The organism is Corynebacterium aurimucosum, assembly GCF_046895345.1.
GTDB lineage: Bacteria > Actinomycetota > Actinomycetes > Mycobacteriales > Mycobacteriaceae > Corynebacterium > Corynebacterium aurimucosum_G.
Genome location: NZ_CP160096.1, coordinates 1804092 through 1828891 on the forward strand (window position 1 = coordinate 1804092; position 24800 = coordinate 1828891).

21 protein-coding genes and 1 riboswitch are annotated in these 24800 nt (G+C 57.1%); of the genes, 10 read left to right on the plus strand and 11 right to left on the minus strand.

The features are described 5' to 3' along the window. Positions 1-6 precede the first annotated feature (6 nt). Positions 7-312 carry a 30S ribosomal protein S10 gene (gene rpsJ / locus ABZS45_RS08595; protein ID WP_003848085.1) on the minus strand — a complete coding sequence of 102 codons (306 nt, stop codon included), beginning with the start codon at positions 310-312 and terminating at the stop codon, positions 7-9. A 647-nt stretch (positions 313-959) separates the two neighbouring features. Here rpsJ and ABZS45_RS08600 point away from each other — a divergent pair. From ABZS45_RS08600 to ABZS45_RS08630, 7 genes are all read left to right on the plus strand, one after another. After that, a complete protein-coding gene (locus tag ABZS45_RS08600) occupies positions 960-1457 on the plus strand; it encodes an Asp23/Gls24 family envelope stress response protein (RefSeq protein WP_412099468.1) in 498 nt (165 codons plus the stop codon). A 1-nt stretch (position 1458) separates the two neighbouring features. Continuing rightward, the gene (locus tag ABZS45_RS08605; protein ID WP_412099469.1) at positions 1459-1764 is read left to right on the plus strand and encodes a hypothetical protein; all 306 of its coding nucleotides are present in this window, start codon (positions 1459-1461) and stop codon (positions 1762-1764) included. A 32-nt stretch (positions 1765-1796) separates the two neighbouring features. Next, positions 1797-1991, plus strand: a complete 195-nt coding sequence (locus ABZS45_RS08610; protein WP_010189668.1) for a hypothetical protein — start codon at positions 1797-1799, stop codon at positions 1989-1991. Further along, on the plus strand, positions 1991-2893 hold the full coding sequence (locus ABZS45_RS08615; RefSeq protein ID WP_412099470.1) for an Asp23/Gls24 family envelope stress response protein: 903 nt from the start codon (positions 1991-1993) through the stop codon (positions 2891-2893). The genes ABZS45_RS08610 and ABZS45_RS08615 overlap by 1 nt, the downstream gene beginning before the upstream one ends. Further along, a complete protein-coding gene (locus ABZS45_RS08620) occupies positions 2886-3464 on the plus strand; it encodes a DUF6286 domain-containing protein (protein ID WP_412099471.1) in 579 nt (192 codons plus the stop codon). Before ABZS45_RS08615 ends, ABZS45_RS08620 begins: the two co-directional genes overlap by 8 nt. Further along, the gene (locus ABZS45_RS08625; RefSeq protein ID WP_412099472.1) at positions 3457-4023 is read left to right on the plus strand and encodes an alkaline shock response membrane anchor protein AmaP; all 567 of its coding nucleotides are present in this window, start codon (positions 3457-3459) and stop codon (positions 4021-4023) included. Before ABZS45_RS08620 ends, ABZS45_RS08625 begins: the two co-directional genes overlap by 8 nt. A gap of 96 nt (positions 4024-4119) precedes the next feature. Next, positions 4120-5304 carry an HNH endonuclease signature motif containing protein gene (locus ABZS45_RS08630; protein WP_412099473.1) on the plus strand — a complete coding sequence of 395 codons (1185 nt, stop codon included), beginning with the start codon at positions 4120-4122 and terminating at the stop codon, positions 5302-5304. Positions 5305-5741: 437 nt separating this feature from the next. On the opposite strand, the gene ABZS45_RS08635 is transcribed toward ABZS45_RS08630, so the two are convergent. The 9 genes from ABZS45_RS08635 to ABZS45_RS08675 all read right to left on the minus strand — a co-directional run bounded on the left by ABZS45_RS08635 (position 5742) and on the right by ABZS45_RS08675 (position 15341). Then, positions 5742-6671, minus strand: coding sequence for a hypothetical protein (locus ABZS45_RS08635; protein WP_412099474.1), 930 nt, complete (start codon positions 6669-6671; stop codon positions 5742-5744). Between the two features lie 108 nt (positions 6672-6779). Then, positions 6780-7970 carry an elongation factor Tu gene (gene tuf, locus ABZS45_RS08640; protein ID WP_412099475.1) on the minus strand — a complete coding sequence of 397 codons (1191 nt, stop codon included), beginning with the start codon at positions 7968-7970 and terminating at the stop codon, positions 6780-6782. Positions 7971-8338: 368 nt separating this feature from the next. After that, the gene (gene fusA, locus ABZS45_RS08645; protein ID WP_412099476.1) at positions 8339-10465 is read right to left on the minus strand and encodes an elongation factor G; all 2127 of its coding nucleotides are present in this window, start codon (positions 10463-10465) and stop codon (positions 8339-8341) included. Positions 10466-10767: 302 nt separating this feature from the next. Beyond that, positions 10768-11235, minus strand: a complete 468-nt coding sequence (gene rpsG, locus ABZS45_RS08650) for a 30S ribosomal protein S7 (protein WP_070525758.1) — start codon at positions 11233-11235, stop codon at positions 10768-10770. 6 nt (positions 11236-11241) lie between these two features. Beyond that, the gene (rpsL, locus tag ABZS45_RS08655) at positions 11242-11613 is read right to left on the minus strand and encodes a 30S ribosomal protein S12 (protein WP_005286791.1); all 372 of its coding nucleotides are present in this window, start codon (positions 11611-11613) and stop codon (positions 11242-11244) included. Between the two features lie 251 nt (positions 11614-11864). Next, positions 11865-12467, minus strand: a complete 603-nt coding sequence (locus tag ABZS45_RS08660; protein ID WP_412099477.1) for an isopentenyl transferase family protein — start codon at positions 12465-12467, stop codon at positions 11865-11867. 54 nt (positions 12468-12521) lie between these two features. Continuing rightward, positions 12522-13292: an energy-coupling factor transporter transmembrane component T family protein gene (locus tag ABZS45_RS08665; protein WP_412101161.1), complete on the minus strand. Its 771-nt coding sequence runs from the start codon at positions 13290-13292 to the stop codon at positions 12522-12524. Beyond that, positions 13285-14712: an ABC transporter ATP-binding protein gene (locus tag ABZS45_RS08670; RefSeq protein ID WP_412099478.1), complete on the minus strand. Its 1428-nt coding sequence runs from the start codon at positions 14710-14712 to the stop codon at positions 13285-13287. The genes ABZS45_RS08665 and ABZS45_RS08670 overlap by 8 nt, the downstream gene beginning before the upstream one ends. Before the next feature lie 14 nt (positions 14713-14726). Continuing rightward, a complete protein-coding gene (locus ABZS45_RS08675) occupies positions 14727-15341 on the minus strand; it encodes an ECF transporter S component (protein WP_412099480.1) in 615 nt (204 codons plus the stop codon). Next, positions 15331-15437: riboswitch (TPP riboswitch) on the minus strand. It overlaps the preceding gene by 11 nt. 193 nt (positions 15438-15630) lie before the next feature. Between ABZS45_RS08675 and ABZS45_RS08680 the strand changes: the two genes are divergently transcribed. The 3 genes from ABZS45_RS08680 (at position 15631) to ABZS45_RS08690 (ending at position 21410) form a co-directional block, all read left to right on the plus strand. Further along, positions 15631-16758 (plus strand): S8 family serine peptidase, encoded by a 1128-nt coding sequence (locus ABZS45_RS08680; protein WP_412099481.1) that lies wholly within the window; start codon positions 15631-15633, stop codon positions 16756-16758. Continuing rightward, entirely contained in the window at positions 16686-18167 is a 1482-nt protein-coding gene (locus tag ABZS45_RS08685) for a S8 family serine peptidase (RefSeq protein ID WP_412099482.1), read from the plus strand. Before ABZS45_RS08680 ends, ABZS45_RS08685 begins: the two co-directional genes overlap by 73 nt. 594 nt (positions 18168-18761) lie before the next feature. Continuing rightward, positions 18762-21410, plus strand: a complete 2649-nt coding sequence (locus ABZS45_RS08690) for a S8 family serine peptidase (RefSeq protein ID WP_412099483.1) — start codon at positions 18762-18764, stop codon at positions 21408-21410. A gap of 863 nt (positions 21411-22273) precedes the next feature. Here the strand turns inward: ABZS45_RS08690 and ABZS45_RS08695 are convergent. Further along, positions 22274-24787: a S8 family peptidase gene (locus ABZS45_RS08695; RefSeq protein ID WP_412099485.1), complete on the minus strand. Its 2514-nt coding sequence runs from the start codon at positions 24785-24787 to the stop codon at positions 22274-22276. Positions 24788-24800 lie beyond the last annotated feature (13 nt).

The following is a 24800-nucleotide window of genomic DNA, read 5'->3' on the forward strand; positions in this document are numbered from 1 at the left end:
GATCGCTTACTGGATATTCACGTCGACGCTTGCCGGAAGGTCGATGCGCATAAGAGCGTCAACGGTCTTCGGGGTCGGGTCGAGAATGTCGATGAGGCGCTTGTGAGTGCGCATCTCGAAGTGCTCGCGAGAGTCCTTGTACTTGTGCGGAGAACGAATAACGGCGTATACGTTCTTCTCGGTTGGGAGCGGCACCGGGCCGACAACACGAGCACCCGTACGGGTAACGGTCTCGACGATCTTCTTAGCAGAAGCGTCGATGGCCTCGTGGTCGTAGGCCTTCAGCCGAATGCGGATTTTTTGTCCCGCCACGCTTATCCTCTTCCTCGCTTCCCCACTTTCACATTCCCGGCGTATCCGGGGCGTGAAGCGGTGGGAAATTGCTTCTCGATTTCTCTATAACGTTGTCCGGGCTGGAAGCCATGGCTCAACGCCAGTTGTCTGACTGTCATGACGACCACGAGAGTGACTTAAGGCAAAGCCCAGAGTGCAGTGCTCGTGACGGGGTACAAGACCCGTAGTCAAAGTAAATAGGAAGAAGACTGGGGCGTTAGATCTCAACGATCCGCAACCAAAGTCTTATTCGTATACTGCCGCTGTTTATTTGCCATGCCCCTTCTCCGGTCCATCTTCTCGGGGGTGTCTCTGCTCAAACGCGGACCTAGCCCGATCGGATGACCTTCGCGTGCAGCTCTAGAAGAACCCCACAACAAAGGTGTCATGTTCGCCTTACCAGCAACAACGCCCTACAAGCCAGAGCCTGCGGTTACGTCGCTGTGTTAAAGCAACCCCTGTATTTAAGCACGTAACCTCGCGTTTTCCAAACTTATGAAGAAACAGTGGGTAACATCACGTTTTGGCCAAGGATCAGCTCCCCGCCGCCCCTCATCCCGCATTCGTGGTTAAGCTCGTGACGTAGATACCTACCCAAGTCAACTACACAGTGAGAGGGATTCATCATGGCTGAAAACACCACCCCCAAGGACGTTGCCGAGCAGACCGCCCCGGCGAACGATACGACCCCGGCCCCTGCTCCGGAGCGCAACAAGAACCTGGAGACCGATTTCGGCACCACCCGCATCGATGATGTCGTTGTGTCCAAGATCGCCGGTATCGCTGCCCGCGAGGTTTCCGGCGTCGCCGCTCTCGGCGGCGGTGGCGCCCGCATGATGGGCTCCATCCGCGAATCCTTCGGCGCTTCCGAAGACGTCCGCCAGGGAGTGAGCGTCGAGGTGAACAACGGCACCGCCTCCATTGATATCGCCATCATCGCCGAGTACGGCGTGGCCATCCACGAGCTCGCCGAAGCCATTCGCCGCAACATCATGAATGCGGTCGAGCGCATGACCGGCCTGTCCGTCGACCGCGTCGACGTCGTCGTCCACGACGTCAAGCTACCGAAGGAAGAGGACGAGTCCGCCGAGGCAACCCCGGCGGTTACCCAGGGCCAGGCATAACGTGACCTCAGCCGAGCTCACCCTCCCCCTTGCCACGTCCATAGCGGAGGCAGTGACGGATCTGAGGGGCGTCGCCAAGCTCTCGCCCGGCCGGTTCGGGGAGGTCGCGCTGCTCTTTCCTGGTGAGCGCGTGCACGGCATCCGCCGCCCTAACCCGCAGGATGACACGCACCTGGAGCTGCACATTGTCGTTGATGTCAGCGCAGGAGTGCCACTCGCCGAGCTTGGCGACGTCACCCGCACCACCGTCCGCGCCACCTGGCCCGCAGTGCGCCGCGTAGACGTGGTCTTCGACGACGCGGTCTAAAAGGAACCGACACACAGAACTAAAGGAAAACCATGAAGAACTACACCTCCCTCGGCGTGATTGCCGGCTTGGTTCTGGCCTTTTTCATCTACCTGGGCGTGTGGTACGTCGCGCTCGCGGTCTTGCTTGCCGCGGTCGGCGGCGTCATCGGCGCGCATTTCGACGGCCGCATTGACCTCACCGCGGTGTGGAAGGGCGTGGTCGGCCAGGATAGAGGCCGAGGCTAGTGAGCACCGAATCTACCGGGGTCGCCCTCTTCGGGCGAACCCGCTTTTCCCTGCGCGCGATGGAGAAGGTCATTAACGCCGCCATTGCGAGCGTGCCGGGGACCGCGGCTGTCGACGCCAAATTAGCCGGCCTCGCCGGCCGCGCCTTTCCGCGCGTGATGGCCCAAATGGATCCGGATACGCAGATGGTGGCGGTCGACGTCGACATCGCTGTGTACTGGCCCTCCCCTGTCACCGAGGTGGCAAAGGCAGTCCGCACGGCAATCCGGGAGGCGGTTCGCGATTTCACAGGTTTTCGCACCACTCGCGTCAATGTAACGGTGGGCGGTGCGGTCCCAGGTGAGCGCACAACCGCGCTGACGGTCGAGACACGCGCGCCGCTCTCGGCGCAAATTCCGGCGATTGTTCCGGAGCGCGCTTTGAAGCCGGTGGACGTGAGCCAGCGCGCTGCGGTGCGCCAAGTGTCGCCCCCTGTGCCGGTCCCTGTGCGCACGGTGAGTGTGCCGGAGGCGGTGCGGGTGAGGGGCGTCGGCAAGCCTGCGGACGTTAAGGTGCGGACAGAAGATTTCGGCCCCGGCGAGAATCGCTACGACAAGCTGCGACCCGTTCATACGGCAGAACCCCAGCCATTGCACGCGGTCACGGATCCTGCGCCGCTGCAGGTCCGCTCGGTGCCTGTGCCACGGGAGTTCGAGTTGCGCCACGTCGAAGCGCCTCGCCCGGTTGTACCGCGCGGCGTTTCGGTGCCCCACGCTGCTCCGCTTCGCGTCCCGCATGCCAAGCCACTTGAGCTTCGCCCCATTGCGATCCGGCCCTCAGCCGAGTTCACTCGCCGTGTAGACGTCCCACGTCCAGTACCGCTGCGCGCCATTACCATCCGCGAAGGAGGCCATCATGAGTGATCACTCGCTGCCCGCTGGCTTCGGGCAACGCCCGAAGGCCTCTCCGCCCGCGCGGGGCTGGACCATCATCGTAGGCATCCTTCTCCTCGCCGCCGCCGTGATCCTAGGCCGCGAGGCCTGGGTGATAGGCGCCGACGAGGGAGCGGCCTCGTGGCTGCAGCCCTTCATCGACGTGATGTCCTCGCCGGAGATCCATACATGGATGCTTGTGGCCGGGGGCGTGGCGATCTTCGTCGGGTTGATTCTGTTGTGGGCGGCGTGTGCGCCGCGGAAGACAACACACGTGCGGATTGGCTCCGAGGATGCGTCGATGTGGCTGCGCGCGGTGGATATTGCGCGGGTGGCGTCGGCAACAGCGCGTCGGGTGCCAGGAACGACGGCGGCGCGGAGTCGGGCCAAGATCGCTAAGGAGCGCTCCCGTATCACGGTGACTGCCACGGGTGACGCCGATGATGCGCAGCTCAAGGAGCGCGTGACTGAAGCGGTGACGGCAGCGCTGGCGGCTATCACGCCGGCCCCGGAGGTTACCGTGGTGATTGAGAATGAACAGGAGGATATCGCCAATGTCTAAGACGCTTGCGGGTGTGGACCGCGCGATACTTGCGGTGTTAGGAATCCTGCTCATAGCTTTGGGCGTGTGGCCGATTCTCATTCACTTCGACGTGCCTTTCGCAACGTACTTAGCCACGTGGGTAGACCACGACACCTGGGCTGGCCTGCCGAACCAGTCCTGGTGGCCTTTTGCGCTGGGCTTGGCGACGATCATCTGTGCCCTCACCGGCCTGTGGCTAGTGATCAGCAACCTGCGTCATCACCGCTTTAATGCGATGCCCTCAGAAGAATCGAATGAGGAGGGCGCGATTAAGACGGAGATGCCCGCGATTGCGGGAGCGGTGGCGGATACGCTCGCTGAGGTTGAGGGCGTGGAGAAGGTCTCGCGGCTGGTGGCCTACGACCGCTCGCGGCCGACGCTGCAGTATGAGGTGCTGGTGGATCCCGATACCCCGCTGCTGCGCATCAAAGATGCCATTGAGGTCAATGACCGCGACTTCCGCGCAGCATTCCCGGACGTGGATGTGGATACGCGGTACAAGGTTCACTTCACGAAGGTCCGCAACGCCACCGTCTAGGCCACCGCGTCGGAAATTGGTGTTTCACCCGCCTGTGAGCAGGCTATTTGCTCCTCCGGTTGCGGGGTGCATAGACCTGCTTTAGTCTCTGTGCCCATGGGGGATATCGAAACCTACCTCCGCCTACGCAACTCGGGGATTGCGCTGGTGGAACATATACCTGGCACACCCGATGAGCTCCGCGCGCTCGGCGCGGATCCTGCCGATGCCACCGAGCTTGCCGGCCTACACCAGGTGTACTTCGGCCCCACCCGCTACACCGGCAAACAACGCAAAGCCCGCCAAGCAGCACTCAAACAACGCCACAGCCTCGGCACCCTCACACTCATCGAGTCCTACACCGCACGCGTGAAAAAGACCCTCGATGCCTGGAACCTCCGAGCAAAACTCGCCGCAACACCCGCACACCGCATCCCCACTGTGGCCACCCAACGGCTTAAAGAACTCAAGCGTAAACGAACCGCCAAACCCGGTGTGCGCATCACCTACAGATCCGAAGGCCCCAACACACTCTCCATAACTGATGACGCCACCACGATCGCCAACATGCGCGCAGCCTTAGAGTCCACTAACACCACCGACCTCCTCCAAGCCGCCAACGACATCTTCTTCAACCAAGCAGGCGGTACAAAACCGGCCGTGCGCACCCAAGTCATCATCACATTGAATGAACTCGACCAGATCATCAACGGCGACGGGGACGAAATCGAGCTCAAGCTGACCAACGGCGCACGCATGACCGGCGCCGAGTTTTTAACCCACAAGTTTGCCGAAATAGGCTACGCCACCATCGTCCACCCCATCGAAGGGCCCATCAACACCTGGCGCCTATCCCGTGGAGCAAACCTCAACCAACGCCTTAGCCTGCACGCGGAATTCCACACCTGCTCAAGACCAGGCTGTAATAAACCAGCTGACTACTGCCAAGTGCACCATTTGGTGCCCTGGCAGGCTGGCGGATACACCAACATCAAGAACTTAACTTTCTTGTGTGCTTATCACAACGGTATTAACGACGATGACCCACAAAGACCTACCGGGCGCGGCTACATGTACCGACTCAACACCGGGGTTAGCTTCATCCCACCCTGGGGAACACCGATAACCGCAATGCCGGAATACCAAGAAGCACTAGCCAGACTCAACACCGAACAAGCCTCCACACGAGGAGCTGAAAAGACACAGGCCACAGCCCAAGGAGCTGCAACAACACCGGGCACAGCCAGCCAAAGCCAAGCAGTACCAGAACAGCCACCAGACCCACCACCCGACAGCAGCTAACCCCCCAGCCACCACACACAGCAACAGCAGAAAGGACAGCGCCAACCACCTCATGGCGCCTGATAACGGTTCGCCCCCGTCAGTCGAAGCCACGCTGACGGGGATACCGGCGATCCCTAACAACGATTCAGACGCTTCCCGCTGGGGGTTAAGCCCTTAAAGAGCGAAACCTGCCAACCGGATGAAGGTTTACGGGCACACCGGCGATCCTTCAGACAACACCACCCACAAACCACAACAAGGTACGCAAGAAAACCTGCGAGCCTTATGCCAACGCCACCCGTCATCCAAAGCCAGACTGACCGGCCATCTGGCCATCTTAAGTTCCGCTTCACATGCTGCTGGAGGCAGCAGGAGTAACAGGGGCCCTTAGCTCTTAAAGGCAAACCCGCCAATCACGGCCATCCTCCGAGCAAAGCTCGGCGCACCAGGACTGATTAATGAGCTAGTGAGGAAGGACCACTCCAGGGCTCAGACTCGGCGAGGATGAGCTCCTTGATGACGCCAAACGTGTGCATGGTTCCACGGGAGAGGTGAACGCGGAATGGGCTTCCGGCTTCGCCTTCCTCGATGCGATGCCACGAGAAATCAGTGCGGATGAGCTCCCGGTTTTTGCGCTCGATGATATGCAGACCGTGGTCGAGGAGGATTGTTACCGTATCGGTGCGGATAAACCACACGCGGTCCCCCACGCTGCGGCGCTTCAATCCAGTCAAGCTGCGATGGTCTTCGCGCAGCCGGGTAACAGACTCGATAACACCAAAGCGGTGCTCAAAGCCTTCTGCGTCTGCGAGGACAAGCGGGCGGCCAGGGCCCACCGGACGGAGTGCTGAGACCTGCCACGCCACAGGTTGCCCGCGTTGTCCTTCCTTCGATACCGGCCGTACGACTGCCACGCACGTGGCTCGATGCGGCTGGGAAGTCGAGGCGTTGTCCTCTTGAAACTGGGTTGGGATGCGCTGCTCATCGAGGCACCGTGAGGACTCGGTGGGTGCCTTGTTAACCAGGCCCGCTGGAAGCGCGGTGGGCACATCGGACACCGGGTGCTCTGAGGACTCGGTGGAAGCCTTAACAACAGGGCCATGAGGAGAATAGGTAGGGGCTTTGGGCGTCAAGGTGACGCGATGAGACGGGGTGACGACGAGCCAGAGACCTTCGGTGATCAGGTGGGCGTCGAGAGGCACGAGCGGCGGGTGGACGGCTGCCATGGACTCTAGACGGGCGGTGAGTTCGTCGTCAGGCACGCCCCAGCCATAACCTTCCGCCGCCAGCATTCCGAACAGGGTTCCCAAAGGTAAGTCCGGTTGGCCTTCCCACGCGGCGCGTAGTGCGGCGAGGGTGCGGTCAATGCGGGTGGGGTCAAACATGACTCCTAAGCCTAGTAGGCCCACGATCACCAAAGCCGCCCAACCCCACAAGGGATTGAGCGGCTTGCAGACCTGCTAATCAGGAAGGGACTTAAGCCCTAGCGAGAATTAGTCGAGGATCTTGGTAACGCGGCCAGCGCCGACGGTACGGGAGCCCTCGCGGATAGCGAAGCGCAGGCCCTCGTCCATAGCGACCGGCTGGATGAGCTCTACGGACATCTCAACGTTGTCGCCCGGCATAACCATCTCGGTGCCCTCAGGCAGCTTGATGACGCCGGTAACGTCGGTGGTGCGGAAGTAGAACTGCGGACGGTAGTTGTCCATGAACGGGGTGTGGCGGCCGCCCTCTTCCTTCTTCAGGACGTAGACGGAACCCTCGAACTTGGTGTGCGGGGTGTAAGCGCCCGGCTTGATGCAAACCTGGCCACGCTCAACCTCTTCACGCTTGGTACCACGCAGAAGCAGACCACAGTTGTCGCCAGCCTCGGTGTAGTCCATCATCTTACGGAACATCTCGATACCGGTAACGGTGGTGGACATGGACTTGTCCTTGATACCGATGATCTCGATGTCCTCGTTGACGTTCAGGGAGCCACGCTCAACACGGCCGGTAACAACGGTACCGCGGCCGGTAATGGTGAAGATGTCCTCGATCGGCATCAGGAACGGCTTGTCCAGCTCGCGCTCCGGATCCGGGATGGAGTCGTCGCAAGCCTGCATGAGGTCGATGACGGACTGTACCCACTTCTCTTCGCCCTCAAGAGCCTTCAGAGCGGAGATGTGAACGATCGGAGCTTCCTCGTCGTAGTCCTGCTCAGCGAGCAGCTCGCGGATCTCCATCTCGACGAGCTCGATGATTTCCTCATCGTCAACCATGTCGCACTTGTTCAGTGCAACGAGGATGTACGGAACGCCAACCTGGCGAGCCAGCAGCACGTGCTCACGGGTCTGCGGCATCGGACCATCGGTTGCAGCAACAACCAGGATAGCGCCGTCCATCTGAGCAGCGCCGGTAATCATGTTCTTGATGTAGTCGGCGTGGCCCGGGGCGTCCACGTGTGCGTAGTGGCGCTTCGGGGTGGAGTACTCAACGTGGGAGATGTTGATGGTAATACCGCGCTCCTTCTCCTCAGGAGCCTTGTCGATCATGTCGAAGGCGAAAGCGGTGTTCTCCTCCGGGTAAGCGTCAGCCAGAACCTTGGTGATCGCTGCGGTGGTGGTGGTCTTGCCGTGGTCGACGTGTCCGATGGTGCCGATGTTCACATGCGGCTTCGTACGCTCGAACTTCTCCTTTGCCACTGTTTGTCCTCCTGGACTCTATGGCGGCTACGTATTTCGCAGCCACGTGGTTTGTATTGCCATTGGCACTTCGGGCCGAAGCCCATAAGCGCTAATGACGCTTTCTTACGTGCCAGTTACACGATCCTAGATTTATGCCGCAGTTTTTTCAAACTGCCCAAATAGGAGGTAACCCCGCCCAACACGTGCGGACGTTGACCCTCGACAAGAATCATTTTAAAGGATCCTGGGAGGGTAACGGCCGGCTCAACGCGCACAAAGCTTACGCATTCAGCGGACCGCTACCGCCCCAGCACTGGGGGTTGGTGCCTACTGGCGAAGACTACCAGCCCCCACAGGCAAGGGAATCGATCGGATCCCCTTAAGCCTTAGGCCTTGGAGCCGGTGCGCTCCTCGATGATCTCCTGTGCCACGGAGGACGGAACCTCAGCGTAGGAATCGAAGACCATGGTGAAGTTTGCGCGGCCAGCGGTGGAAGAACGCAGGTCACCGATGTAGCCGAACATCTCGGACAGCGGCACCTTAGCCTTAACCACCTTGGCGCCGGAGCGGTCTTCCATAGCGAAGACCTGGCCACGGCGGGAGGAGATGTCACCGTTAACGGTACCCATGTACTCCTCCGGGGTCACGACCTCAACGGCCATGATCGGCTCAAGCAGAACCGGCTTAGCCTTGGCAACGGCCTCCTTGAGGACCTGGGAGCCAGCGAGCTTGAAGGCCATCTCAGAGGAGTCAACATCGTGGTAAGCGCCATCCTCGAGAGTGGCCTTGATGTTCACCAGCGGGAAGCCAGCAACGAAGCCGTACTGCATAGCATCCTGGATACCCGCGTCGACGGACGGGATGTACTCCTTCGGAACGCGGCCACCGGTGACGGCGTTCTCGAACTTGTAGGTTGCGGACTCGCCCTCTTCCAGCTCCTCCGGATCCGGGTTGTAAGGCTCGATGGTGACGATAACCTTTGCGAACTGGCCGGAACCACCGGTCTGCTTCTTGTGGGTGTAGTCGAGGGACTCGACCTTCTTGCGAATGGTCTCGCGGTAAGCAACCTGCGGGTTACCGATGTTTGCCTCAACCTTGAACTCGCGCTTCATGCGGTCAACCAGAACGTCGAGGTGCAGCTCACCCATGCCGCCGATGACGGTCTGGCCGGACTCCTCGTCGAGGTGGACGGTGAAGGTCGGGTCCTCTTCGGCAAGCTTCTGGATAGCGGTACCCAGCTTCTCCTGGTCAGCCTTGGTCTTCGGCTCGATAGCAACCTGGATAACCGGATCCGGGAAGTCCATGGACTCGAGGATGACCGGGTTGTCCGGGTTACACAGGGTGTCACCGGTGGTGGTTTCCTTCAGGCCGATGAACGCGTAGATGTTACCGGCGTCGGCGTGCTCAACCGGATTCTCCTTGTTCGCGTGCATCTGGAAGAGCTTGCCCACGCGCTCCTTCTTGTTCTTGGTGGAGTTGAGCATGTTCTCGCCCGGGATGGCCTGGCCGGAGTACACGCGCACGTAGGTGAGCTTGCCGAAGAACGGGTGGACAGCGACCTTGAAGGCCAGTGCAGAGAACGGCTCGTCGACGGAGGGCTTACGGGTCATCGGGGTCTCGCCGTCGATTGCGGTGCCCTGGACCTCGCCCACGTCGAGCGGGCTCGGCAGGTAGTCAACCACTGCGTCGAGCAGCGGCTGGACACCCTTGTTACGGTAAGCGGTGCCGCACAGCACCGGGTAGATCTCGGAGTTCACGGTCATCTTGCGGATAGCGCCCTTGATCTCCTCCTTGGTCAGCTCCTCGCCGCCGAAGTACTTCTCCATGAGCTCTTCGTCGGACTCAGCAACGGCCTCGAGCAGCTTCTCGCGGTACTCCTCGGCCTTGTCCTGCAGGTCAGCCGGAATTTCCTCGATGGTCGGCTCAGCACCGGTCTCGACCTTGCCACGCCAGGTGATGGCCTGCATGTCAATGAGGTCGACCACGCCGTCGAAGTCATCCTCAGCGCCGATCGGCAGCTGGAGTACCAACGGCTTCGCGCCGAGGCGGTCGATGATGGTCTGGACGGTGAAGTAGAAGTCAGCGCCCAGCTTGTCCATCTTGTTGACGAAGCAGATACGCGGGACGTCGTACTTAGCAGCCTGGCGCCACACCTGCTCAGACTGCGGCTCCACGCCTTCCTTACCGTCGAAGACAGCAACAGCGCCGTCGAGAACGCGCAGGGAGCGCTCAACCTCAACGGTGAAGTCCACGTGGCCCGGGGTGTCGATGATGTTGATCTGGTTGTTGTTCCAGAAACAGGTCACGGCAGCGGACGTAATGGTGATGCCGCGCTCCTTCTCCTGCTCCATCCAGTCAGTGGTAGCGCCACCATCGTGGGTCTCGCCGACCTTACGGTTGATACCGGTGTAGAAGAGAATGCGCTCGGTGGTAGTGGTCTTACCAGCATCGATGTGCGCCATAATGCCGATGTTACGGACCTTGTTCAGATCCTTAAGCACTTCTTGTGCCACAGTTAATACCCCAACTTAATTGTCGTCGACGTCGACGCCAGTTATGCACTGACGCAACTAAAGGTGACGTCTTCATGGATAGGTCTTGGTCTATTTTGCCACGTCTAGGCTTCTACGTCAGCGTGAGACGTGAAGCCCACGCCATAAAAAATGGCCCGAACAACGCTATTCAAGTTTAGGTTCCGCACTAGCTAGCGTGCGGCGCTCCGCTAAAAGGAGCGAGAACACACGCTGTCAGCGCAGGTAAACGATAATATCGCTGTTCGAGCCATGATGCCGTGTGGCGGGTTATACCGGTGGGATTACCAGCGGTAGTGGGCGAAGGCACGGTTGGCCTCAGCCATCTTGTGAGTATCCTCACGACGCTTGACGGAAGCGCCCAGGCCGTTGGACGCATCGAGGATCTCGTTGGCGAGGCGCTCAATCATGGTGTTCTCACGACGCTGGCGGGTGAAGGTAACCAGCCAACGCAGAGCCAGGGTGTTGGAACGAGCCGGCTTGACCTCAACCGGAACCTGGTAGGTAGCGCCACCCACACGGCGGGAACGAACCTCGAGGTCCGGGCGGATGTTGCCCAGAGCCTTCTCCAGGGTGCCAACCGGGTCGGTACCGGTCTTCTCGCGGCAGACCTCGAGAGCACCGTAGACGATGCGCTCAGCGGTGGACTTCTTGCCGTCACGCAGGATCTTGTTCACGAGCATGGTGACCTGCTCGGAGTTGTAAACCGGGTCCTTAACTACAGGACGCTTCGGTGCAGCATTCTTACGCATTGTTGATTACTGTCCCTTCTTTGCGCCGTAGCGGGAACGAGCCTGCTTACGGTCCTTCACGCCCTGGGTATCCAGTGCGCCGCGGATAATCTTGTAGCGAACACCCGGGAGGTCCTTCACACGACCACCGCGGACGAGCACCATGGAGTGCTCCTGCAGGTTGTGGCCCTCGCCCGGAATGTAGGCGGAAACCTCGATACCGGAGGTCAGGCGCACACGGGCAACCTTACGCAGAGCCGAGTTCGGCTTCTTCGGGGTGGTGGTGTACACGCGGGTGCACACGCCACGGCGCTGCGGGGAGCCCTTCAGGGCGGCCGTAGCAACCTTGGCCTTCTTGTCATGGCGGCCCTTGCGGACCAGCTGCTGAATAGTTGGCATAAATCTAGTCTTTCTCTATGACTTCGGCTTGAACTGACCGCGACATAACGCCCAAACATGCAAAAATAGGGGCTCTTCTCCGGGGCCCTGCCGCATGTCCAGAACGTCTCTCAGTCACAGGATGACTGGGATACCGATCAGACTTTTCATCTCCTATAAAGATGAAACCTTGAACAGACTACCATCACCGCGCTGATCTGCCCAAATCCATGATTTGGCTGCTTGGCTTGGCACTCAAGCTGCAGTGAGTACTAGTGCCACTCCCAGTTCAGGTCCGCCTCCACCGCGCGCTCAGCGAAGTGCTCTTGTTCCTGCTTCTCCCAGGTTTCAAACCACTCTTCATAGCCGGGGTCGCGCTCTAAAGCACGCTCGCGACGCTTCTCGCGTGGGCCGTCGATGCGCACAGTCACCACTGAGCCGCGCTCCTTGGCGGCGTCTACGGTGGCCTCGGTGACAGAACCAACCCCTTCAACGATCAGATCATCGCGCTCATCCAAGCTGGCCCAATCCTTCGGCGCGTTGGCTTCCCAGTCCCAGCGCCAGTACCCCGGGTTATTCTCCCGCAGCACTTGTTCCGCGACCATCTCTGAGCCCTCGTGCAGCCCATGCCAGCCAGGATAGAACTCATCGAGGTGGACAACGCGCCATCCAGTCCGCTCCGCTAGGGCCACGGAGGTCCAGGTCTTGCCGGCACCGGAGGGGCCGTCGATAAGCACGGTGACCGGGCGCATCGGGCGCTTGCGTGCCGCCGCGAGCGACAACACATCATTCAAGAGCCTGTCCATCTCGGCGGCGTTGGTATCGGAAGTTCCCTTACCGCCTTCCCGATGGTCCGTGCGGTCCGTGTCCTGCATGTTGTCTTTCACCACTTCTGGGTATGTCTAGCGTGCAGCTTTGAGAGAGTCATCCTAGAGTCCAAAGAATCTCCAGGACCCACTGAGAACCGAAACTACCACCGGAAGCGCCGCAAGGCCGGTTCCCACCACCATCACCAGCCAGTCCCGGCCGGCGAGACGTGAGGGCCGCGCCCAGGTGCGCTGGCCGCCGCCCGGTGGTGTGCGCCCGAATCCGCGCGCCTCCATCGCCGTGGCTAGCTTGCCACCGCGGCGCAGGGCTATTACCAAGAGACCAAAAGACATTGTCATTAATCTCTTGAGCCTCCCGACGTCCGTCAACCCTCTAGCTCGGCGCGCCATGCCCAACGATTGCCAATCAGATTGAAAAAGTGACACCATCCGCACGCCTGCGACCGCGCCAAGAACAAAGCGCGAAGGTAGCTTTAAAATTTGCGAAAGCGCGTCCCCTAATTCCGTTGGATCGATATCACGGGCTAGGACCACCATGGGCAATGCCACGGCAAAGACACGTAGTGTGATGGCAATCGCCAAGGACAGTGAGTTCTGGGTGACCGCAATAAGCCACCAGCTGAAGTACTTGGCACCACCAGGCTCGCCATAAAACAACATTGAGATGCCGGAAATCGGCGCAACCAGAAGAAGAAACCAGCCGGCTCTAATCAAGCGGAGCCATGAAACTCCACACAGCGGCGCGAATATCACGGTTAACGCTAACGAAACAGCGGCAGAAACCCAGTCTATCGACGCTAGAAGCGGCGTAACCCAAATGAACATCAAGAATATACGGCTTAGCGGGTTCGCCCCATACAAGATATTAGGCACCACGCACCTCAACTCTATGATCACCCAGAGACTGAATGAACAAAGGATCATGGGTGATAGAGGCTATCGTGGTGCCATCGTCTACCATTTGTCGCAGCAGACGCACTAGCTCCACGAAAGTCCGCGGGTCTTGCCCAAAGGTTGGCTCATCCAAAAGCAGCACCTCTGGTGCTGTAACTAGCGCAGTAGCCACCGATAGTCGGCGCTTCTCCCCACCAGAGAGTGTAAACGGATTCGCGTCCAGTAAATGCTCTAACCGTAGTGACTCCACCAACTGCGCGATCCATTTTTCTGGTGCTTTAACGCGCATTACCTGTGGCGCGACGCGAAGCTCCTCAGCCACCGAACGGGTAACAAATTGATGCTCCGGATTTTGAAAGACAAACCCGATACGATCCGCGAGATCCCTCGATTTCCATTGGATCGGTGTTCCCCTAATCCCGCGGCGCACAAAATCAGCAACCCCAATCGAACCCGATTTAGCTGGCAATAATCCAGCCATCGTCATTAACCACGTGGATTTTCCAGATCCATTTGGCCCCGTAACGACGGTAGATGCTCCCGCTGGTAACGAAATCGTACGTGGCGGACCAAAACGAGTGACTAGTCCTGTACTCCACAGCGCAGCCTCCCGCCCCTCCAACTCAGCACCATTCAGTTGGCGGGCCTGTGGCAGCGCTTCTGCTTGACGGCGCTGAGTCACCTCGGCAAAGGACGCATCGGCCACTATGCGCCCGCATTCAAGCTCCACTGCGCGGTCAAGCACCCCCTTCCACACCTCATGCTGGTGTTCTACCACCACGAGAGTCGCTCCGGTTTCTTCCACCAGAGCAGATACTGCACGTACGACATCGTGCGCACCGATCGGATCGAGGTTGGCCGTGGGTTCATCAAGAAGCACCACACCCGCCCCCATTGCAATCACGCCGGCGAGGGCCAAGCGCTGCTTTTGTCCGCCGGATAGCCGCTCCGTCGGGAAATCTAGATCTACGAACGGACCGACCAACTCTTGAGCGGCAGCGACTCGACGCCAAATCTCTTCACGCGGATAAGCAAGGTTCTCACAGCCGAAGGCGATATCATCGCCTACACGGGAGGAAATCACCTGCGAATCTGGATCTTGGAGTACAAGGCCCACCGGGACGGAGTGGCCCGGCTCCTCCACTCGACCAGTGAAGTCTTCCAAGAGAATCTCACCTGCACGGGTTCCCTCCTCTTCCGACCCCAGCACACCTGCCATCGCAGCCAATAAAGTGGACTTCCCCGATCCGGAATCGCCGCACAGGAGCACGCGTTCACCAGGTTCAATAACCAAGTCAATATCCGCCAACGCCGCCCGAACGCGCCCCGCATGGGCCCACCCAAACCCACGAGCAGTTATCTTGGTGGCCCTTCCCGCTAATGCCGAAAAATCAGACAATGCCTCAACACGCCCTAGACGCGTTGCTCACGTCCCACGGCGAAGCGATCCAAGGCCCCAGTCTTAGCCAAAGCCTTGACCACGAAGAACCCGAGCACTCCCGCCAAGATAGCTCCGGAAACACTCAACGTAGTGAAGTAGATTACCTTGAATTCGAATGAGCGCGCCAAATTTCCCGAGGTAAAAAGCTCCAAGACAAATGCTCCCCAACCAGCTCCCACGCCGGCCAAAGCAGATATCCCCAAGCCAAACTTACGATAGAGGAATACCGCTAGAACGATCTCCACGCCTAACCCCTGCGCCAAACCCGAGTAGAGGGTACCAATACCCCACTGGGAACCCAGCACCGCAGAAACGGTCGCAGCCAGCGCCTCTACATAAATGGCTGCTCCCGGCTTGCGAATAATCAGTCCCCCAAGCACACCACCCAACAGCCAAATGCCCGCTGCAAAGCCGCCTAGTCCAGGCGTTACGGCATCCATGACTTCAAACCAGGCATACCCGACAGCATTCCACCCCAAGAAAACAAAGCCACAAGCCACCCCCAGAACGGACGCTACGACGATATCAACTACACGCCAGTTCAAGCTGCGCTTGGCAGCGATGACCGTAGGACTGTTTGCAGTCATTTTTCCTCCCTCTCGCCGGTATTACCCGGATCAGGTTCGACGGTTCGCTATTACTGCGTCTCAGCCCACCATGAGCGAGCACCCGTGCACGACCCCTCCAATGTAGCCCCACCCTCCCACTCCACACAACACAAAAGACTCACATAGTTTTTCCAGTTTCCCTTAACTCAAAACTAAGATAAGATTCTTGCGGCTGAAGGTCCATAATGTGCTCCCCCTAAGTTGAAGCCCACAGCCGTGACACCAGCGCAACGATTGCACTGTCCAATTACTCAAAGAAAGAATTCCCATGAACTCTCCCAAATGGTATAGGCGAAACGGAGGCCGGAAACTTGTTTCTGCACTCACCGCTTTACCGCTGGTAGCAGGTCTGACTATTGTCCCAGCAGCTGCTCAAGATGCACACGAAAGACTTGGAAGCAAGAACCCCACTATCCAGCGTGCACAGTCACAGCTAGGTGCCGAACAGCAGGATGCAACACAGTTCATAGTCCACTGGCAAGAAAGCTCGTCTGCACTTGATGATGCAGAAAAACTCTCCATCCTCAATGACATTTTCAAGGACTTTGGCACAGAGGGTGAAAAACTCCGCGAATCTGCCACTGGCGGCTGGGTTATTTCTTTTTCTACTCCTGTAGAAAGCGAGATGGTCCCAGCTCTACAACAGGAGCTAAAAGCGAAGGACGAGATTGAAGATGCATACATCGATATGCTGATGTCACTCGCAGCGGCTCCCAACGATCCCGATTACGACAAACAGTGGCCCCTACACGCCCACGACCGGCACCCCGCAGGAAGCTACGCTAAAGTCGAGGAGGCGTGGGATCTCGGCTATCTCGGCGACTCTCAGACTATCGCCATTGTCGACTCCGGCATCACCGAGCACCCTGACCTCGATTCAAAAGTTCTTCCCGGATACGACATGATCACCAATGACCGAACCGCTGGTGACACTTCCCCAGGTAGGGACGATGATCCCCGTGATACTGGCGACGGATACGGAGTAGGGTTCTGTCCGAACGATCCCAATAACAGCCGCAACTCTTCCTGGCACGGCACCCATGTCGCCGGTATTGCGGCTGCAGCGACCAACAACGGAACTGGAGTAGCAGGCACCGCACCAAATGCAGGATTACTCCCAGTCCGCACAATGGGCAAATGCGGCGGCTACGCGTCCGATATCGCTGATTCTGTTGTCTGGGCAGTCGGCGGATCAGTCCCAGGAATACCCGATAACCCGAATCCAGCCAAGGTCGTCAACATGTCTATCGCTGGACGCCAGAAATGCGTGCCGGATTACCAAAGAGCTCTAAAACGGCATCCGACAAGGGCGCTATCGTTGTTGTGGCCGCAGGTAATGCCAATACTTGGACCGACGACTATCAACCTGCGAATTGCAATAGCGATGCGCTTGTAGTTGTCGGCGCAACCGGCCCCGAGGGATACCGAGCAGAGTATTCAAACTATGGCGACCACATCACAATCGGTGCCCCCGGAGGTAACTCCGGAATCATCTTCGAGGGAACGACAGGCACCTTAGTCGGGTACGAAGAGCAGAACATGTTCTACTCCACGCTTAACTCCGGCCGAATCAGCGCAGACGCCCCGACCTACGGTTTCGACGAGGGCACATCAATGGCTTCGCCTCTCGTCGCTGGCGTTGTCGCCATGATGAAGGATGCTAATCCTGACCTGACAGGTCCCGAGATTCGAGAAATCTTGCAGTCCACCGCTCAGCCTTATAACCCCGAGCCCCAAGCCATGGGTTCATATTCGCCTTGGAAAACAGAAAAGCACATGGGTCCTGGAATTGTAGACGCCTGTGAGGCGGTTCACGAGGCTGCGGTCCGTGCAGGTAAGAGCCCCAAGGATTGCGGCGATCCGAGTTCCACCACTCCCACGGAGGAAACACCGGAACCATCGGAAGAGACATCGACTTCCGAATCGCCATCGACGATTACCACGACCGTCCCTGCAGTCACTGAGACCGTCACCACTACCACAACCGCGCCAGCTCCGACTTCCACGGTGACAGCAACCAAGACCGCTGCTCAGCCTGTTGACACCACTACGAGCACGGTAAAGAAGACGACTACAACTCAGATAACCGTTTCAGGTACTGAGAAATCCGCCACCGTCACTGTTACCAAGACTGAAGATGGCGAGCCTGAGTCAACGACGATTACGCTAGAGCCAACGACCGAAACGGAAGTTAAACCTGGCGAGCCCACGACTGTGACAGAAGTTTATTCCGCAGCGCCGTCGACTGAATATGTAACCGAGACCGAAGTCGTTACGCCTTCCCCTGAAACAGTAACGACCACTGTGGAGGATGCACCGCAAACCGTTGAAAGTACGACAACAGTAACCCCACTCGTGACGGAAACAACCACGGCAACTCATCAAGAGCCAAAGGTTACAATCACCGAGACAGTTACAGCCACCGAGGTTGTGAACGAGAATCGAGAGACAGTCACAAATGTTTCCACCGTCATGGAAACAACCACTAGGCGAAAGAGCCCTACTGAGACTGTTTCCGTAACTCCGAATCCTGTAACGTCGACAGCAATAGCTGACTACGATAGCAAGCGGGAAATCCAAACTTCCTCGACCGGTAGCTGGCCACTCCTTTTCCTTCTCCCGCTCGGGTTCTTCACCATCCTTAAATCCCTTAACTTGCCTGCGCTTTTGCCCATCATTCCTGGCATGGACGATGTAACAAAGAAGCTGCTTCAGTACGGATTGACTCCCAACTTTGGCAACATCAATAAGTGGTACTCGGAACTTTTCAATTCCCGTTTTAACGATCTGAGTTCCAAAGAGTAAACAGAACCTTTCCACCCAGCTCTCCTAGACATCCCGAAACAGAGCTGGGGGTTCGCAAGAAGGGCGTGCACCGGACCGATCCGATGCACGCCCTTCTTTGGTTCTATGTGAATATGACATTGGGCAAGGTAGCGAGATATTTCTTGCATCTAGCAGACACCCATTTTTAAGTATCTTTAGCAAATAAAAGACGATTTCCCGCGGTGATTCAGCTCAAGTTTCTAAGAATATGTTCCACTTAAGTAGCTGAAAAGCTCGAAAGGTTTCAAGTCTTGGATAGGAACACTCGCCATCACATGCGCGTAATCACCCCTTGCCCGAAAAGCATGCGCAGCAGTCTATAGGCAGGTCACGCACATTCTATACCTCTATAGCCCCCCTTCGGAAAGTAACGCTCCACAGGTCCACCCGTCTTTTAGACACTTCCTACATATCGAGAAAACACTCAGCTTTAATTTACCCTTGCAGCATCCTTAAGGTAAGCTGGACGCGCACCAATTGTGCATTGTAAGGGTATGGCGTCTGCAACGTTCGTGACAAAAGTGGCGTCACACCATATATCAACTAAGACAGGACATGCGAATGCACCATTCCATGAATATGGGCAATAATGCCACGAAACGAGTCTGTGCATCCATCGTGGCCGTTTCCGTTGCATTTGGTTTTGCACGCGTACCAGCAGCCAGTGCGCAGGACACCGGTTCCTTTCCGGTAGAGAAGTATAAGGCAGCGACCTCGGCCAATCTGGCCGATCAGGACGCCCACGGATTCAATGTTCATTTCCAGGAGAAAATGGATCTCCTGACCGAAGAAATGAAGGAACAAGAACTAGATCGACTGATTCGCCAGTACAACGAAGAGACTGGTGAAAATGTTGAATGGTCCAAGAAGCGTGAGATGTGGGACAAGACTTGGGTTATTAACCTAGAGCCAGCAGTCCCAGCGAAGCACGTGCCTAAACTAAGAGGCCTGCTGGAAAGCTCGGCTAGCATCCACGTTGCCAACATTGACGCCTACATGGCGCCTATGGCCGTTCCAAACGATCCTGACTACGACCTACAATGGCCCTTGCACGAAAACAATGCCGCGCCGGCAGGCAGCCACGCCAACGTCGAAAAAGCCTGGGATTTGGGATTCACTGGTAAAGACGTCATCGTTGGTGTCTCCGACTCAGGAATTATCAATCACCCTGAGCTGCCGTCAACAATTGGCCAGCATCAACAGCGACCGTGGCGTACGGATGAAGGAAACCCTGAAGACAAGTTGATCTTGGGTATCGATACCATCCAAGACAGCCGCATCTCGGGCGATTCCCACTTCACTGATCGCAACAATGATAGGGACCTAAACCCCTATGACGACGGCGATTGGTATCCGGACGGCCACTGCGGCACCGGCACACCCGGCAGTCCTACATCTAGTTGGCATGGAACACACGTTGCAGGCATCGCAACCGCCGAACAGAATAACAATGAAGGCGGTTCTGGTGTTGCCCCCGACGCAAAGCTGATGATGGCTCGTTCTCTTGGCAAGTGTGGTGGCCTCACCTCTGATATTGCCGACTCCATTGCATGGCTCGCGGGCGTACAAATGGCAAATATGCCAACGAGTCCCCACCGCGCCGACGTAATTAACCTATCGCTAGGCGGCACCGTTACCCGTCCGGTGTGTGATCCGATGTATCAAAACGCCATTGACGCGGCACGGCGCGAAGGCAGTACCATCATGGTGGCAGCCGGTAACGATACTACGGACACCTCCTATATCACTCCGGCTAACTGCAACGGAGTTATCACCATCGGAGCCACAGGGCCTGAGGGGCACCGCGCAATGTACTCCAATTTCGGAGCCGCAGTCGATCTTGGTTCTCCTGGCGGAAATGCAGCCGCAGTAGTGAATGGCCGCGTTCAGTACAAGCAAGAGAACCAGTTTTGGTCGACGGTGGATGCTGGCCGCCAGTTTCCAACAGGGCCTTCTTACGGATACATGGAAGGCACATCAATGGCCACCCCGTTGGCCTCTGGTGTTGTCGCCATGATGTACGAAGCTAATCCGAACATTGCGCCAGACGACGTCGAGCGAATCCTGAAGGACACCACGCAACCGTATAACCCCGAGCCGAATATTCGGGACACGTACGGCCTGTTCCCCGATGGCCGCAACATGTATGCCCCCGAACGCACTGCAAACGGTATGGGTACGGGCATTATCGATGCTTGTGCTGCCGTATATCAAGCAGCCGTGGAGGCCGGCAACACTCCTGCTACCGACTGCGAAGGCAATACCGAAGAGCCAGCTCCTGTCACGACTACGGTAACGGAAGCTCCGCAAACCACAACGGTTACGGAAACTACCACTGCCGCCCCGACGACGGTCACTACAACCGTTACAACCGATGCTGAGCCCACGACCGAAACCAAGGTCGTCACATCGACGGAAACGACGACTGCCACGACTACTGCTCCGGGTAAAGAGATCACTGTAACGGCTACGACCACCACTACTAAGGCTCCGTCAACGATCACCACCACGTTGCCGCAAAAGACGGAAACGGTAACGAGCACCGCGTCTGCCGAACCAACCACCGTGGTCACCACCGAGCCTGGAGCCACGGAGACCGTTAGGGAAACAACGACTGTTTCGCAAGCACCAAGCACCGTGACTGAAACCGTTAAGGCCCCAGTAGCCACCGAAACCTCGACCGTCACTGAGTCTGCTGCTGCTGAAACTGTTACGGAGACCGTAGAAAAGACTGTCGCTGCAGAAACTGAGACCGTAACTGCAACGGAGACCGAGTATGTCAATGACGACAGCGAACCAGTAACCGAAGTTGTCACTACCACGAAGACCGAGACCTCCGAAGTTGAAGTCCCCGTCACGGAGACCGTAACCAAGGACCCCGAGACTGTCGTGGAGACTACTACTCCTGCACCAAAACGTGTCGCAACCGTATCTTTCGATTGGTGGCCTCTTCTTCTTGCGGTTCCATTCACCTTGGCTGCAGTGCTCAATATGCCTGGCTTTAGCCACATGGTAGATCCTATGAAGGACGCACTTCGTGACGCGAATACACGTTTCCAGAAGCAGATTGGTCTTTTCGATGGAGACAAAGCCAAGGCCGCGATGGACGGGTCTTCGAACATCCGCCCACAAGATATCGCTGTTGGCTCGTCAATAGTTAACCTGGGACTTTTGGCAAGTTCCCTGGTCCTTCACATCGATGAATACTACAACAGCAAATAGCGTGCACCGCTAGAATGCTCCTCTCAAGGGGTGTGACTCAATCGAACAGATTGAGTCACACCCCTTTTTCATTCGAATGGACATTATTTCTTTTTTGAGAGTGTCCTTTCATACACACGTTGCAACCACGTTGTTCCTTCACCATACGAACAAAAGGTCTTAACGTGCCTCTCGGCCCCCTGGCGCTGAGCTTCTGCTACATCATGTGCGTTTTGGGCAGCCCTCTCCTCCACTTTCCTCTTAGCCCTCGCACATCAATGAGTTCCACCGTGCAAAGAGCATTGAAAGTCTCATCTGAACTTTTGGATAGGCTATTTGGAAGACGCTCCTATCGACCTGAACGGAATAAAGATTCAGATGACGCAGCAGAGTAGTTCTATCTACCCGGCAGGGCGCAGATATAGCTATTGTTCACGAGAAACTCCTAGAGATGTGTACGTGGAGGGGTCGCCAAAACCAGAACAGGTCAATAGTCGAGGCCCTACTTGGTGCTGATCGGTTACTCCTTCCAGCGCATTTGGGCGGAGGACCATCACGGCTTCGCCTGGACCTCATCAAGTATCAGTTCATTGTGAGAACGCTTGTGGCCCGTGGTCCTATTTAATTTGCAAATGCCATGGCACCAGCAATTCTTACTATGCGCTCATCGAAGCTATGCGAGAGGCATCCCCGCGGAAAAGGGCCGATTCCTTAAGTCAACAGCGGTGAGGGGTACTGAGACCTTTATGCCTTACCGTTTAGGCATCAACTAGGAAAGCACAAAGCGGCGTATTCATGGCTATTCGATTCCCGAAAGCCATAAATACGCCGCAGCATCGCTGCCCTATCTAGAAGGGCAACTCCTACCCCAGCATCAATTGGGTTTAGTCACCTTCTTGTTCATTAAACCACCATGGAAAAAGCCGTCCAAGCATGGTGTTCTTTGTGTTCCCCTGCAGATTCATACCTTCGAAGAACTTAGTGAGCCCTGCGAATACAGGCAGTGAGAATACCACCAAAAGAACTGCAGCGAGACCGCCAAAAAGCAGCTTGCTATTAACCGAGGAAAGGTTGTTGTTGAATCCGCCCCACCGAATCTCTAGCTCTCCGAGTTCGTCTTTCTCCTTCGGTGCTAGAGTCACTGTCTCGGTAACGACTGGTACTCCCTCATCCTCAGAGTTCACAACCGAAGTCGACGTTTGGGTAGTAGTTGTCGTATGCGTAGCTACCTCTGTTGTAGTAACAACCGAGCTGTCTCGGACAGGATCCACAGTTTCGGTAACGACCTCGGTTGTAATTGACGGCTTTGCCTTCACCGTAGTCACAGGCTGCAGGGTCACTACTGGCGGAGTCACCGTGGTCGTAATTTGTGGCGCAGTATCCGCCGGGGCTGTCATTGTGACAGTACTTGGTTCATCGGCTGGCTTAGTCTCGGTAGAAACCTTTGGCTCCGGTACGATCGTAGAAGTTGTCTCAACGGTAGCGGTCTCTGTGGTTGTCGTGCCCTTCTTCACATTGGTTTCCACAACAGTCACAGTGGTCGGGAGCTCGACAACTGTAGAGCCGGGCAAAGTAGTAGTGACAGTCTCAGTTTGAGTGGAAGTAGGCACTGGCCCCTCTACCGTAGTGGTAGAAGTCACCGTAGACGGCTCAGGAGTTAAGGTAGTGGATTCGGTAACCGTAACCGGTTCCTCAGAACTGAGCGTGGTTTTGGTAGCAGAGACCGTGGAAGTCTCCATTTCCGTGATCGTCTCCGTGACTTCTGCGGTTGAGGTCGTAGTTACGGTCACGGGCGTAGCACTAGTTGAAGGATCTGGTGCGGGCTCGCTACTTTCCTCCGTAGTTGTAGGAACTGCTTCAGTCGGGGAAGGAGTCTTACCAGTAATCTCCTTAAGGAAATTCGCGGCATTAAGAATGCCGGCACCGATAGGTTTACTCGGGTCTTCCTCAGAGAAAGGTGTCGCCGACTTCTTTAGGGCGGCGAGAACTTCTTCCTGAGAAATATCAGGGTTAGCCTGGCGCGCTAGAGCTGCCGCTCCGGCAACAAGCGGTGTTGCTTGAGACGTTCCTTTCTGAATTGCATAGCCCGGACCTTCTGAGCCTTGGGGCCCTTTATCAACCGTAGAAATAATCTCCCACTCGTCAATGGGATTGATCGACCATCCTCGCTCATCGAGCCAGTCAACGGCCCATCCATCACCACCCGGCGCCGCCAAATCAACCCCAGGTCCAAAGTTGGAATAACTGGCGCGCTTACCCGAAGGGCCAGTAGCTCCTACGGTAATCAGGTCCTCACAGTTACCAGGCGCAGTCCAATCAGCGCCTCTATCAGAGTTTCCGGCAGCCGCAACCAAGATAGCGCCCTGCTTCCTCGCCTCTGCTACTGCATCCGAAAATGTTGCATTACACCGCGATTGAGTTCCCAGTGACATATTGATAATTCCCGCCGGATTCTCATTCTTAGGGACCCCATCTACTTGGCCTCCCGCGGCCCAAACGATCGCAGCTGCAAAGTCCATAGCGGTACCGCCACAAGCGCCCATAACTCTCAAGGGGAGCAATTTCGCACCAGGAGCAGCGCCTGCTATTCCTTCTGAATTATTGGTTTCCGCTGCTGCAACACCAGCAACGTGAGTACCATGCCAAGACGATTCAACCTGACCACCACAGCCTTCGCTACCCGAGCGCCACATTCCTTCGTCCGTTGGGTCCGAGTCACGCCCATCGCCGTCTCGCGCGAGCCGTGGGTCAGAGATCATATCCCAACCAGGCAATACCTTCTGGTCCAGATCAGGGTGTGGGACTATACCGGTGTCAACAATCGCGATAGTCTGCCCCGAGCCGTCATATCCGAGTTCCCAGGCTTTATCAAAGTCTGAGCTCCATGTTCCTTCGATGGGTTCATACTCCACATCATGCAGTGACCACTGTTGTGGGTATTTCTCGTCGTTTGGAGCCGACATCGGCTCCATCCAACGATCCGCTTCTACACGCTCCACCCGCGCATCCGAGGCAAGCTCCTCCATGAATTTTTGAGATTCTTCAATGCTCAAATCCCTGTCAGTTGTAACGAGGACAATGTTTCCGAAGCCTAAACCAGGTTCTTCCGCTTTGAGTCCTTCATCCACTCGTGCAGCTGCCTTGGAAAACGCCGAAGCACGCTCTACTGCGCTTGTGTGCTGCATTTCGTCTTCCCTCAAATGCACCACGAAACGATGATTTCCGATTGGGGAGTTCGGATCGACCTGATAGTCGACCTTATTTTGAATATTCTCAAACGCTTCCTCCCCATGTGATTCCACGGCGTTTGCTGGAACTAGTACAGAGCTAAGACAAATAGCCAGGGTAGACACTGTTGCGATGGTCGGCCTGTAGTAGCTGCCGATTTTTTTAAACACGACAAGATCCTTT

Bases quoted from the DNA above. Each gene is read 5' to 3' on its own strand.
- ABZS45_RS08675 (WP_412099480.1), bottom strand. From the start codon at position 15,341: ATGACTGCAAACAGTCCTACGGTCATCGCTGCCAAGCGCAGCTTGAAC.
- ABZS45_RS08610 (WP_010189668.1), top strand. From the start codon at position 1,797: ATGAAGAACTACACCTCCCTCGGCGTGATTGCCGGCTTGGTTCTGGCC.
- rpsL (WP_005286791.1), bottom strand. From the start codon at position 11,613: ATGCCAACTATTCAGCAGCTGGTCCGCAAGGGCCGCCATGACAAGAAG.
- rpsG (WP_070525758.1), bottom strand. From the start codon at position 11,235: ATGCGTAAGAATGCTGCACCGAAGCGTCCTGTAGTTAAGGACCCGGTT.
- ABZS45_RS08635 (WP_412099474.1), bottom strand. From the start codon at position 6,671: ATGTTTGACCCCACCCGCATTGACCGCACCCTCGCCGCACTACGCGCC.
- ABZS45_RS08660 (WP_412099477.1), bottom strand. From the start codon at position 12,467: ATGCAGGACACGGACCGCACGGACCATCGGGAAGGCGGTAAGGGAACT.
- ABZS45_RS08625 (WP_412099472.1), top strand. From the start codon at position 3,457: ATGTCTAAGACGCTTGCGGGTGTGGACCGCGCGATACTTGCGGTGTTA.
- ABZS45_RS08680 (WP_412099481.1), top strand. From the start codon at position 15,631: ATGAACTCTCCCAAATGGTATAGGCGAAACGGAGGCCGGAAACTTGTT.
- ABZS45_RS08630 (WP_412099473.1), top strand. From the start codon at position 4,120: ATGGGGGATATCGAAACCTACCTCCGCCTACGCAACTCGGGGATTGCG.
- ABZS45_RS08600 (WP_412099468.1), top strand. From the start codon at position 960: ATGGCTGAAAACACCACCCCCAAGGACGTTGCCGAGCAGACCGCCCCG.
- ABZS45_RS08690 (WP_412099483.1), top strand. From the start codon at position 18,762: ATGAATATGGGCAATAATGCCACGAAACGAGTCTGTGCATCCATCGTG.
- ABZS45_RS08620 (WP_412099471.1), top strand. From the start codon at position 2,886: ATGAGTGATCACTCGCTGCCCGCTGGCTTCGGGCAACGCCCGAAGGCC.